General features: G+C 44.8%; 11 protein-coding genes. 4 read left to right on the top strand and 7 right to left on the bottom strand.

Annotated elements, in window-relative coordinates; all coding sequences use genetic code 11:
- Together pncB and B7C60_RS06270 are read left to right on the top strand one after the other, a co-directional pair.
- Positions 1-905 (top strand): nicotinate phosphoribosyltransferase (gene pncB, locus B7C60_RS06275; RefSeq protein ID WP_245868695.1); only part of this gene is annotated, 905 nt, incomplete at its 5' end.
- Between the two features lie 132 nt (positions 906-1037).
- Positions 1038-2096: an oxidoreductase gene (locus B7C60_RS06270; RefSeq protein WP_099610920.1), complete on the top strand. Its 1059-nt coding sequence runs from the start codon at positions 1038-1040 to the stop codon at positions 2094-2096.
- A 60-nt stretch (positions 2097-2156) separates the two neighbouring features.
- On the opposite strand, the gene gdhA is transcribed toward B7C60_RS06270, so the two are convergent.
- Positions 2157-3509: an NADP-specific glutamate dehydrogenase gene (gene gdhA, locus B7C60_RS06265; protein ID WP_099610919.1), complete on the bottom strand. Its 1353-nt coding sequence runs from the start codon at positions 3507-3509 to the stop codon at positions 2157-2159.
- A gap of 673 nt (positions 3510-4182) precedes the next feature.
- Here gdhA and katG point away from each other — a divergent pair.
- On the top strand, positions 4183-6360 hold the full coding sequence (katG, locus tag B7C60_RS06260) for a catalase/peroxidase HPI (protein ID WP_099610918.1): 2178 nt from the start codon (positions 4183-4185) through the stop codon (positions 6358-6360).
- A 103-nt stretch (positions 6361-6463) separates the two neighbouring features.
- Here katG and B7C60_RS06255 read toward each other — a convergent pair whose 3' ends face one another.
- Together B7C60_RS06255 and B7C60_RS06250 are read right to left on the bottom strand one after the other, a co-directional pair.
- The gene (locus tag B7C60_RS06255) at positions 6464-7111 is read right to left on the bottom strand and encodes a DsbA family protein (protein ID WP_099610917.1); all 648 of its coding nucleotides are present in this window, start codon (positions 7109-7111) and stop codon (positions 6464-6466) included.
- On the bottom strand, positions 7105-7968 hold the full coding sequence (locus B7C60_RS06250; RefSeq protein ID WP_099610916.1) for an MBL fold metallo-hydrolase: 864 nt from the start codon (positions 7966-7968) through the stop codon (positions 7105-7107). Before B7C60_RS06250 ends, B7C60_RS06255 begins: the two co-directional genes overlap by 7 nt.
- Before the next feature lie 123 nt (positions 7969-8091).
- Here B7C60_RS06250 and B7C60_RS06245 point away from each other — a divergent pair, with 123 nt between their 5' ends.
- Complete coding sequence (locus B7C60_RS06245) at positions 8092-9030, top strand: LysR family transcriptional regulator (RefSeq protein ID WP_099610915.1); 939 nt, start codon at positions 8092-8094, stop codon at positions 9028-9030.
- A 123-nt stretch (positions 9031-9153) separates the two neighbouring features.
- Here the strand turns inward: B7C60_RS06245 and B7C60_RS17080 are convergent, their stop codons facing one another.
- The 4 genes from B7C60_RS17080 to zwf form a co-directional block, all read right to left on the bottom strand.
- On the bottom strand, positions 9154-9291 hold the full coding sequence (locus B7C60_RS17080) for a hypothetical protein (protein ID WP_170887331.1): 138 nt from the start codon (positions 9289-9291) through the stop codon (positions 9154-9156).
- A 133-nt stretch (positions 9292-9424) separates the two neighbouring features.
- Complete coding sequence (gene gnd, locus B7C60_RS06240) at positions 9425-10873, bottom strand: decarboxylating NADP(+)-dependent phosphogluconate dehydrogenase (protein ID WP_099610914.1); 1449 nt, start codon at positions 10871-10873, stop codon at positions 9425-9427.
- 13 nt (positions 10874-10886) lie between these two features.
- Positions 10887-11603, bottom strand: a complete 717-nt coding sequence (gene pgl / locus B7C60_RS06235) for a 6-phosphogluconolactonase (RefSeq protein WP_099610913.1) — start codon at positions 11601-11603, stop codon at positions 10887-10889.
- Positions 11600-12836 (bottom strand): glucose-6-phosphate dehydrogenase (gene zwf / locus B7C60_RS06230; protein WP_245868692.1); only part of this gene is annotated, 1237 nt, incomplete at its 5' end. The genes zwf and pgl, both read right to left, overlap by 4 nt.

The following is a 12836-nucleotide window of genomic DNA, read 5'->3' as shown; positions in this document are numbered from 1 at the left end:
CGATCGTCTCTGAAGTTCGTAGCCGCCGTCGATGGTCACAAGTGCCTATTGAGCTACCTTTGCAAGTATTGGCAGAAAAAGTTCAGACTTTAAAAGTCGAACTTAAAAAACGTGGTATAGAGAATTTTTCATTGACAGAAATGGGCACTCGCCGCCGTTTTTCCAGTCAAGTTCAGCGCGATGTGATTGCTTATCTGCACCAAGAAATTCCCGAGTTATTACTTGGTACCAGTAATTACCATTTTGCTCGTGAATTTAACCTTAAACCGATTGGTACAATTGCTCATGAGTGGTTTATGGGCCATCAAGCTTTAGTCAATGTCGGCGATTCACAACGAGTTGCTTTAGAACAGTGGTTACGAGCGTTTGATGGGCAGCTGTCTATTGCCCCAACCGATACCTTAACCATTGATGCCTTTATTCGTGATTTTAATGTGCACCTTGCCAAAGCCTATGATGGGGTTCGCCATGACTCCGGTTGTCCGTTTACTTGGGGCGATAAAATGCTCGCTCACTATAAAAAGTTAGGCATTGACCCTAAAAATAAGCTGTTTATTTTCTCCGATGGGCTTAACTTTGACCAGGCATTATCATTGTGTGAATACTTTGCAGGGCGAGTTCGTATCTCATTTGGTATCGGAACCTTTCTTACTAATGATTTAGCGGGCTGGAAAAATGATCGGGATAAAGCCTATCAACCGTTGTCGATGGTGATTAAATTAACTGAGTGCAATGGTCGTCCGGTAGCGAAGGTGAGTGATGAACCAGAAAAAGCCATGTGTGAAGACCCAATTTTTCTCGCTAACCTGAAGCAACGTTTTAATATTGAGGTGGATATGGATCGGTTAATTTTAGAGTTACAGCAAAAAAAGAGTCGAAAACGACAATACATTGCCGCTGCATAGCTAATCATGACTGAAAACCACCCTATTCGAGGGTGGTTTTCTTTTTAGGTGGTGCATGCAATAGGTAAAACTTTACCTAATTAGTCCGATTCGGCATGATAATAAAACTCGAGATGCATAAAGAGAAACGTCATGATTTATACGCCAATCAAAACCGCCGTTATTGGCTACGGTTATTCTGCTAAAACCTTTCACCTCCCATTTATAAAAACCTTACCTGAGCTAGAGCTATGCGCGATCAGTTCTAGTCAACAATCTGCCGTTGAACATGATTGGCCACAGGCGAAGTGGTATCAAGATTCAGAGGCATTACTCGATCACAGCGATGCAGAACTGGTGATTATTACCGCTCCTAATGATGTTCATTTCCCTTTGGCCAAGCGTGCGTTAGAAAATGGCAAACATGTGATCGTTGAAAAGCCATTTGTCACCCAAATTGAACAAGGCAAAGCTTTAATTACTTTGGCGCAAGAGCAACGGCGAGTGTTGAGTGTGTTCCATAATCGGCGTTGGGATGGGGATTTCCTCACCGTAAAAAAAATGATTGAACAAGGTCGTTTGGGGGAGGTGCGCTTATTCGAGTCTCATTTTGATCGTTATCGTCCAGACGTTCGCCAGCGTTGGCGTGAACAGGCACAAGAGGGGGGTGGCATTTTATTTGATTTAGCTCCACACTTATTGGATCAAGCGTTGGTGCTGTTTGGTCTTCCACAAGCCATCAATGCTCAATGTCGAATGATGCGCCCAGGCGCGACAACCATTGATTACTATAATCTTATTTTGCACTACCCTAATCATTTAGTGCATTTGCATTCTAACCTATACAGCCCCGAGCCCAATCTACGTTATAAGATCTTAGGAACGCTTGCCAAATACGAAAAAATGGGGCTTGACCCACAAGAAGCGCAGCTTAAACAAGGGGTAGAGCCTATTGGTGACCACTGGGTAAGTGAAGACCCAACGCTTTATGGTCAACGCTATAGTGAATCCGGGGCTCAGGCGATAACCACTGAGTGTGGCGGCTATCAGCACTACTTTAAAGCCGTTGCCGATGCGATTCGGTTGGGCACTGAAAACCCCGTTCCTGCTGAGCAAGCGCTGCAAAATATCGCCTTAATTAAGCTAGCACAAGAAAGCAGCAAAACCGGACGAACGTTAGCGGTCATTGCTTCTGAGATGGGCATTATGTAGCGATATTCAGTTGTTAAGAGAAAGGTGAGGGGGGGATTTTCCCCCTCCTCGGTGATATAATCAAACCACACCTTGCTCGATCATTGCGTCAGCGACTTTTCGAAAGCCTGCAATGTTGGCTCCGAGAACCAAATTGTTCGGTTCGCCAAATTCTACTGCCGTATCACGTGCATTGCGGTAGATATTTTTCATGATCACTTTTAATTTTTCATCGACTTTGGCAAAACTCCACGTTTGCATACTGGCATTTTGCGCCATTTCTAGCTGGCTGGTGGCCACGCCTCCTGCATTGGCCGCTTTACCTGGGCCGTAGCAAATGTTTGCATCAAGGAACACTTCTACTGCGTCTTGGGTTGACGGCATGTTTGCACCTTCCGATATCGCGATAACGCCATTGGCCACAAGAGCTTGCGCATCTTGTGCGGTCAGTTCATTTTGTGTGGCACATGGAAAGGCTAAGTCAGCAGGGAAGCGCCAAACTGCATGACCATCGGCTGGATAATCGCTAGCCGGAATATAACGAGCATCAGAATGATACTGTAGGTATTCTGCTAAACGAACTTTACGCACTTCTTTGAGCTCTTTTAAGGTCGCCAAGTTAATGCCTGTTTCATGGTAGAGGGTTCCGCTTGAATCCGAGCATGTAATGGGGCGAGCACCGAGTTCATAGAGCTTTTCAATGGTGTAAATCGCCACATTACCGGCCCCCGAAACTAGACAGGTTTTGCCTGCTAATGATTGATTGTGATCTTCTAGCATGTATTGTGCGAAGTAAACGCACCCATAACCAGTGGCTTCTTTACGAACCAAAGAACCGCCCCAAAGTAGGCTTTTTCCTGTGAATACGCCGTCATAATTACCCGTTAAGCGTTTATATTGACCAAACATATAGCCAATTTCACGTGCTCCAACGCCAATATCGCCTGCTGGAACATCACTTGTCGGGCCAATGTGACGGTACAACTCATTAATAAACGATTGGCAAAAACGCATAATTTCAGCATCCGACTTCCCTTTGGGATCGAAATTTGCGCCCCCTTTTCCACCGCCAATGGGTAAGCCAGTTAAGGCATTCTTAAACACTTGTTCAAAGCCTAAAAATTTGATGATACTGGCATTGACGCTCGGGTGAAAACGTAGTCCACCTTTGTATGGCCCTAAAGCCGAGTTAAATTCAATCCGATAGCCTTTGTTAACTTGCACATTTCCTTGATCATCAACCCAAGGTACACGAAACATAATTTGTCGCTCAGGTTCAACCATCCGTTCGATGATGGCATGCGCTTTGTATTTTTCATTGGTTTCTAAGATGGGTTGTAGTGAGTCTAAGATCTCTTCTACTGCTTGATAAAATTCGGCTTGTGCGGGGCTTGTTTTTTTTAATCTGGCTATAGTGTTATGAATGTAAGTCACGATGATTTCCTTGTGAGATTAATTTGTTGATGTCCTTGATTAGGAAATGATGCCCTCATGGCTTTTCCTAAATTTTTGATAAAATAAGAGTTTTTCGCTCGTTAATGGGTGTTGATGATTCCAGAGCAACCCGTATATGCTATTGAATCATGAAATAAAATGCAGCAAAAATGTGTATAAATGTATTCAACGTCGGAAAAATAAATATTAAGGCGAAAAACCAGCCAAGTATTTTTATGGTGAATGCTTTGGTTTCATGTCACCACTCACAAAATAAAGAGCAAAACGATCTGCTCGCTTGATAAATATCAAAGTTTACTCATTCATGTCACGGGAACAAGGAAAATTTTTTAGGCTCGCCTATCCTTAGTATCGATATGTTTTAAAGGGAGATATTCCCTTTGTGACTTGAGGCGACCGCGGTATTGGCGATGTTGGTTTTCCGCAATCATATAGATTGGCTTTTAATAAAAATCAGCCTTCGGTTGGGTAAATTTATCACTCACTTGCCGTTTTCTGGTTACTTCAAGTGGTTTGGGGATAGTGTCTATTAAATTGATAGCTATAGTGTATTAGTGTTTGATTTTTAAATAGCTTAGCCTAGATCTAGATAACCGTTTATGTGTGAAATTACTCGGTAGTCACTGCAGCAATGTATAGCAAGGAGAATAGAATGGAAAATAATGGGATAAATTCAGGTGGTAAGTGCCCAGTCATGCATGGTGGTGTTACCTCTGCCGAGATGTCTAACATGGATTGGTGGCCTAAAGCACTTAATCTTGACATCTTGCATCAACATGACGCAAAAACGAACCCAATGGGGGCTGATTTTAATTACCGTGAAGAATTAAAAAAACTCGATGTTAATGCCTTAAAAAACGACCTGAAAGCGTTAATGACCAATAGCCAAGAGTGGTGGCCAGCTGACTGGGGGCATTATGGTGGTTTAATGATCCGTATGGCTTGGCACTCGGCCGGAACTTATCGTATTGCTGATGGCCGAGGTGGCGCAGGCACCGGCAATCAGCGTTTTGCACCAATAAACTCTTGGCCTGATAATGCTAACTTAGATAAAGCTCGTCGTTTACTTTGGCCAATCAAGCAAAAATACGGCAATAAGATCAGCTGGGCAGATTTGATCATCCTCGCGGGTAACATGGCCTATGAATCGATGGGGCTTAAGACTTTTGGTTTTGCTTTTGGTCGGGAAGATATCTGGCACCCAGAAAAAGATACTTATTGGGGATCAGAAAAAGAGTGGTTGGCACCGAGTGGCGCTAAAAATAGCCGTTATTCTGGCGTTCGTGATCTAGAAAACCCATTAGCGGCAGTCATGATGGGGTTGATTTATGTCAACCCAGAAGGCGTTGATGGCAATCCTGACCCACTGAAAACGGCTCATGATATGCGCGTTACTTTTGAACGTATGGCAATGAACGATGAAGAGACGGTGGCGTTAACCGCTGGTGGTCATACCGTGGGTAAATGTCATGGTAATGGCGACGCGGCCAATTTAGGGCCTGATCCGGAAGGGGCGGAATTAGAAGAACAAGGTTTAGGTTGGATCAATCACACCACACGTGGTGTGGGGCGTAATACGGTCACCAGTGGTATTGAAGGGGCATGGACAACCAATCCAACACAGTGGGATAACGGTTTCTTCTATTTATTGTTTACTTACGATTGGGAATTGAAAAAAAGCCCAGCGGGCGCTTGGCAATGGGAGCCCATCAATATCAAAGAGGAAGATAAGCCAGTTGATGTCGAAGATCCAAGTATTCGCTATAACCCAATCATGACTGACGCCGATATGGCGCTGAAAATGGACCCTGCTTATCGCAAGATTTCTGAGCGTTTTTATCAAGATCCGGCTTATTTTTCTGAGGTGTTTGCTCGTGCTTGGTTCAAACTGACGCACCGTGATATGGGGCCTAAAGCTCGCTATATTGGCCCTGATGTTCCTAAAGAAGATTTGATTTGGCAAGATCCAATCCCAGCGGGACGTAGCGATTATGACGTTGATGCGGTAAAAGCGAAAATTGCCGCCAGCGGATTAAGTATTAGTGAAATGGTCTCCACCGCTTGGGATAGTGCCCGTACCTTCCGTGGATCCGATAAACGGGGTGGTGCAAATGGTGCGCGGATCCGTCTTGCGCCACAGAAAGATTGGCAAGGTAATGAACCTGAGCGCTTAGCAAAAGTGCTTGCTGTGCTAGAAAACATCGCCAGTGAGTTTGGCATAAGTGTCGCGGATACCATCGTGCTTGCTGGTAATGTCGGAGTTGAAATGGCGGCTAAAGCGGCGGGTGTTGAGGTCAAGGTACCATTTGTTCCTGGGCGTGGCGATGCAACATTAGAGCAAACTGATGTGGCATCATTTGATGTTCTTGAACCCTTATCTGATGGTTTTCGGAATTGGTTGAAGAAAGACTATGTTGTTAGCCCAGAAGAATTGTTGCTTGATCGCGCTCAGCTCATGCGTCTTACCGCACCAGAAATGACCGTATTAATGGGGGGAATGCGCGTATTAGGTACCAACTATGGCGAAACATCGCATGGTGTCTTTACCGACAATGTCGGCGTGTTAAGTAATGACTTTTTCGTGAACTTAACTGATATGCGGTACACTTGGAAACCTAAAGGGCGAAATTTGTATCAAATATGCGAGCGTCAATCTGGCGCAGTCAAATGGACAGCGACGCGAGTCGACTTAGTATTTGGCTCAAACTCTATTCTTCGATCATATGCGGAAGTGTACGCACAAGACGATAACAAAGGAAAATTTGTGCATGACTTTGTTGCGGCTTGGTGCAAAGTGATGAATGCTGATCGTTTTGATCTGATAAAATAGCTTTATCAACGTCAATAGCCCCCAAGTTTGGGGGCTGTTTTTTAAGTGAATGATCGCTTTTCGATTTAATCTGGCCTCAATATTATCGATCATCCTAACTGGTTTAGGCATGGCTGCCAGATGAGATACCTGCCATTGATTGCCAAAACGCTTGCCACTGATTAAGCTTCCCATAATAAACGCTCGGCTGAACCGAGTGCCACTGGCCATTTGCCTGCTCAATCATCAGTGATGGAAATCCCCGCAATTGATACTGAGCCATCAGTTGTTGGCTATTGGCAATCGTGGCCGGTAAATCAGATTTGGCTTGCTGCATGGCGTTGTGCCATTTATCGTGTTCAATACCTAATTGGCTTGCTAACTGAGCCAATACTTCTGGCTCGGCAACTGTTAATCCTCGTTGATAATGGGCTTGCTGAATTTTTTTCAACATCGCCAATCCTAGGCCTTGCAATGCTTCCGCGGCGATGATCGCCTGAGCGGTAAGGTAAGAGTCAACGATGAGCGGCTGCTGGCTGGCAATTCGCGAGCGGTACGCTTCACCAAAAACTTGTCCAGTCACCAGGCTAATCTGTTGATCTGCCTCTAATATATGCGCTCGAAACTCGGCGGCCAACTCGGAGCGTGGCAACATGCCACCCGGATGTAACTTGAGTGTGATAGTCGGCATTTCAGCCAGTGTTTCTAGTAGTGGGCTAGCACCGAAACACCAGCCACACATTGGGTCAAAAAAGTAGTGTACTTTTACCATTGCATTTCACCCATATGTACTTTTGCGCCAATCTCTAATGCCATGGGTAAACCGGCTTCAGGATAAAGCTTAAGCATACGTTTGATTAATTGTTGACTATCTTTACTGGTTTGTTTTGCTTGGGCAAAATCCGCTAAATAGCGCTGAGCAAAGCTAATCGCTGAGGCATCTAATTGAGTACCGGCAATCATGTGACCAGGGATCACCACTTCTGGTTTTAAGGCTTGCATACGCTCAAGCTGCTGTGCCCACGCTTGACGGCTGGCATCGCTTTGCGCATCGGCCATCCATAAGTGAACGTTACCGTAGACCGCTACATTGCCCAAAATGGCTTTGTTGGCTGGGATCCACAAGTAAGGGCGATGCGCTAGCTCACCGTCTGCATCGTGGATCTCTATGGTTTGTCCATCAATGGTGAGCGTTTTACCATGATAAGCGGTCGGTAATACTGGTTTCACTGGCGCGTTAGTGCCCATTTTCGGAGCCCAGAACGCTAGTTTGCCATCGAGCTTCTCTTCAATCGTCGCGCGAACTCCCGGAGTGGTGAGGACTTTCGCATCAGGGAATAGCTCATGTAATACTTCCGCGCCAAAATAGTAATCAGGATCCGCTTGGCTAATAAAAATCGTGCTTAGGTTTTTGCCTGAATCGATGACTTTAGCGGCAATGCGTAAGGCATCGGCTTTGGTAAAGCCAGTGTCAATCACCATGGCTTCTGTTGCGCCGTAAACTAAGGTTGAGTTTACATGAAAGCTATTACCATCGGCGTTGTATACGTCCAGTGTTAAAGGTTGCTGTGCCGCAAATGCAGTGCTGGTGATCAGTGTCGTTGCGGTCAGTAGAGTCAGTTTTTTCATGATGATTGATCCTAAAATAGAGTATCGAAAGTCAGTTATCGGTTCGGGAGCTATCATACGAATTAGACTTGTTCGGATATATAGCTAATAATTGACATCATTGTTTCTTAAATCGAGCAAATTATGGATCGACTCACGGCAGCAAAAGTTTTTCTAGATGTGGCGATAACTCAAAGCTTTACAGCAACCGCAGAACGTTTAACCATGTCACGGCCAATGGTGACCCGTTATATTGATACCATGGAAAATTGGCTGGCGATTCGATTACTCAACCGGACAACACGGATGGTGTCACTAACGAGCGCTGGTGAGCAATGTTTGCCGGAAATTGAAGCTTGGGTTCAGCAGTCAGAAGTTTTATTACATCAGACAATGAATAAAGAGGATTTGCGTGGCAAGATAAAATTGGCGGCAAGTATGTCTTTTGGTTTTTCGCAGTTAGTGCCTGCCATCAAGACGTTTTTAATAAAGCACCCGTTGGTATCGATTGATATGGAAGTGCAGGATAAAACGGCTGATCTTATTGCTGAGCGAATTGATCTTGCGATCAGGATTGCCTCTAATCCTGACCCTAGTTTGATTGGACGTAAGATTGCGGAGTGTGAGTCGGTATTGGTCGCCGCTCCAGACTATTTAGCTACTCAGCCTGAGATTACCATTCCGCAAGATTTAGTCTTGCATCGCTGTTTAGGATATAAAAGTGCAGAACGACATATTTGGCATTTAAGTCAAGGAGAGCAACAGACGTCAGTAGAGGTACAATGTGCATTCAGTGCTAACGAGGCAACGGTACTCTTGAGTGCTGCGATTTATGGAATGGGGGTGAGTTTACAACCGACTTACCTTGTTGCGCGAGCATTAGCGAATGGACAATTAATACGCTTATTACCCGATTGGCAACCACAAACGATGGCAATCTATGCGTTATATCCATCACGAAAGCATCTTGCTCCTGCTGTTCGCCATTTGATCGATCATTTGGTCGCAGAGTTTTTACCTGGCGAGTCGCTTTCTAAGCAAGGCATCGGGATGGACAGAGTGTGGCAACCCTTATGTTTGTGAGCCATTCACTAGATTGCGACAACGATATCGGCGAGGTTCGCTGATCGTGTCTTATGCTTGAGTATTACTGCGGGAAGATGCCCCACCTTAGTCGCAACAAAAGCGGTTAAGGTGGGGAAGCCGTTAGCAACCGCCTTGTTGCTGCGCCTGTTTAACCATTGCTTGGCGCTGAGTTTCCTTATCCGATGTCCATTCAGTGTTTTGCTGCGTTCCTTCTTCCAATGCTTTAGGAGCAAATACAAAGTACTTATTGAAGGTCATTGTTAATTCTCTCAGTAATAAAAATCAACCAAAAAATAGAGGATGTTAACTCAGTTAACATCCTCCCTGATGCTTATTTTTTAGGCGTAGATAATAGGGATGAATTTATTTACCGTCAATAGGGCGAGTAAATTTATACATCATAAGTCGTGGAAGCGGTATTACCACCCGTTCCTGTCCAATTGGTATGGAAGAACTCACCACGAGGTCGGTCGATACGTTCATAAGTATGAGCGCCAAAGTAATCACGCTGGGCTTGTAGTAAGTTTGCCGGTAAACGAGCGGTGGTATAGCCATCGAGGAAAGTGAGTGCTGAGGTCATGCACGGCATTGGGATTCCCACTTCCATTGATTTCGCTGCCACTTTACGCCACGCGCCAAGGCAGTTATCCAAAATACCTTTGAAGTAGGGATCAGAACCTAAGAATGCAATGTCTGGGTTTGCTGCAAACGCATCACGAATATTACTTAAGAAAGCGGAACGAATGATACAGCCACCACGCCACATTAGCGCTACGTTGCCGTAGTTAAGATCCCAACCATTTTCATTCGAGGCTTCACGCATCAACATAAAACCTTGTGCATAAGAGATGATCTTCGATGCCAATAAGGCTTGACGAAGCGCATCAACCCACGCTTGCTTATCACCTTCAACCGGTGTGATGGCTTTGGCAAATAATTGTTCAGCAGCAACACGTTGATCTTTAAGTGCGGATAAGCAGCGAGAGAATACGGACTCAGTGATTAGCGTCAGCGGAATACCCATGTCTAAGGCATTAATCCCCGTCCATTTACCCGTGCCTTTTTGACCAGCAGTATCAAGAATTTTTTCTACTAATGGTTGGCCATCTTGATCTTTATAGCCAAGGATATCGGCGGTAATTTCAATAAGATAGCTATCAAGTTCGGTTTTGTTCCAATCAGAAAATACCGCTTGCATTTCATCCGCAGACATCCCAAGTCCATCTTTCATAAACTGGTAAGCTTCAGTGATAAGCTGCATGTCACCGTATTCGATACCGTTATGAACCATTTTCACAAAGTGTCCCGCACCATCATTACCGACCCAGTCACAACAAGGTTCTCCAGAATCCGTTTTGGCTGAAATGGCTTGAAAAATGGGTTTTACGGCTGGCCAAGCTTCCTCGGCACCACCCGGCATGATAGAAGGCCCGAAACGTGCACCTTCTTCTCCACCAGAAACACCAGTACCAATAAAGTGAATACCTTTCTCTCGTAGCGCGGCAACACGGCGGTTAGTGTCTGGGTAGTTAGTATTGCCCCCATCGATAATGATGTCGCCTTTATCGAGTAAAGGAACTAATTGATCGATAAATGCATCCACCACATCTCCAGCTCGTACCATCAGCATGACTTTGCGTGGTGTGGCAAGTTTATCCACTAAGTCTTGTAGTGAGTAAGCACCGACAATCTTGGTGCCTTTGGCTGGGCCTTGTAAAAACTCATCCACTTTCGCGGTAGTACGGTTATAAGCCACCACGTTAAAGCCATGATCATTCATATTTAAGATAAGGTTTTGGCCCATGACTGCTAGGCCGATAACACCGATATCACCTTTCATTTCTTATTCTCCTTTACGCAATTTTTGCTGCTGCGTCTAAATCTAAATACCACTCCGTTGCACCGTGAGATGACTGAATTTTCGCCGCTGGATAAGGGAGAGCTACGGCTGGAGTGGTGTGAATTTGATGGACGATCTCGGCTTTACTTGAGCCCAGAACAAGGTAACTAATCCGTTTTGCCGCTTCTAATACTTTTGCTGTTTTAGAAATACGAAGTTGCCCCGATTCTGGATGAGTGGCCACGACCGATAGCTGTTCATCTTGATAGTTGGTCAGGTTAGGAAAGAGCGATGCGGTATGTCCATCAGCGCCGACTCCCAATAGAATCCAATCAAAAACTGGGACGCCATTTTCCACCGGAACGATTTGCGTCATTTCTTCGGCAAAACGTTTTGCTTCGGCATGGGGTTCATTTTCGCCTAAAATACGGTGGATATTTTCCGCGGGAATGTTGATTTGGCTAAATAAAAGCGTGTTCGCTTCGCCATAGTTACTTTCGGCATCATCGGGAGCCACACAGCGCTCATCACCCCACCAAAAATGTAAGTTTTGCCATTGAATGTTGGAGGCGTACGGTTGAGAAGCCAACAATTTAAACAACATCTTCGGTGTGCTGCCGCCAGAAAGAGAGATATGTATTGGCTGGCCTTGTTGGCTGTATGCCTGTAAGTCCTTCGCTAAGGATTCAACAACCGCGTTTGCCGTTGGAAAAATCTTATTTTTAATCATAATTCGCAATAATCCGTATCGGTTAAATTTTTACATGGGAAGCGCCATTCACGGCCATCTCGCTGTAATAAATCATCTGACTCTTTGGGCCCCCAAGTGCCACAAGCATAGCCATAAAGTGATTGGGGATCTTGTTTAAAATCTAAAATAGGCTGCACAAATTTCCAACAGGCTTCTACCGCGTCAGTTCTTGCAAACAAGGTCGCATCACCGTTAAGAGCATCAAGTAATAGACGCTCATAAGCTGTCAGCATTTTTTTCTCAGAGAGTGACGTGTAGTGAAAGTCCATTGCGACTTCTTTGGCTTTAAAACCAGCACCTGGCTCTTTTAATCCAAAGCTCATCTGAATACCTTCATCAGGCTGAATACGGATGATTAATTTATTTTCTGGCGCATTGTGAGCAAAAACTGGGTGGGGTGTACGTTTGAAATGGATGACGACTTCAGTGACTCGAGTCGGCAGACGTTTACCTGAGCGCACGTAAAAAGGTACACCATTCCAACGCCAGTTATTAATAAACATTTTCAAAGCAATATACGTTTCAGTACGAGAATCATCGGCCACGCCTGGCTCATTTCGATAACTGGGTAAAAACTTACCTCGTACTTCTGATTCTGTGTATTGACCGAGTACTAGGTTATTTCGTAGATCTTGTTCAGACAGTGGTTGTAAGCTCTGCAACACTTTATTCACTTCATTACGAATGGCATTGGCATTAATTTCAGCCGGAGGCTCCATACTCATCATAGCCAGTACTTGGAGTAAATGGTTTTGGAACATATCACGCACTGCACCGGAACCATCGTAATAACCGCCACGCTCTTCGACGCCAAGAAATTCTGCGCCAGTAATTTCGACATAGTCGATAAAATTCCGGTTCCATAATGGCTCAAACATACCGTTGGCAAAGCGGAAAACCAGTAAGTTTTGGACGGTTTCTTTGCCTAAGTAATGATCAATTCGGTAGATTTGGTGTTCGGAAAAATAGCGGTGGATTTCGATATCCAATGCCTGTGCAGATTTTAAATCATAACCAAATGGTTTTTCGATAACTAATCGTTTCCAGCCATTTTGTTCACTATTTAATCCGTGAGCGGCCAAATTACTCGGGATGACACCATATAAGCTGGGTGGGGTAGCAAGATAAAACAGCGTATTACGCTTGGTTTGTTGATATTGCAGCGCAAGTTGATCAAGGCGTGTCGATAACTTGGCATAATCATCAACGTTT

This window comes from Vibrio fujianensis (assembly GCF_002749895.1).
Taxonomy (GTDB): Bacteria; Pseudomonadota; Gammaproteobacteria; order Enterobacterales; family Vibrionaceae; genus Vibrio; species Vibrio fujianensis.
Note: the sequence above shows the minus strand (reverse complement) of the source record. Positions and strands in the feature narration are given on the sequence as shown.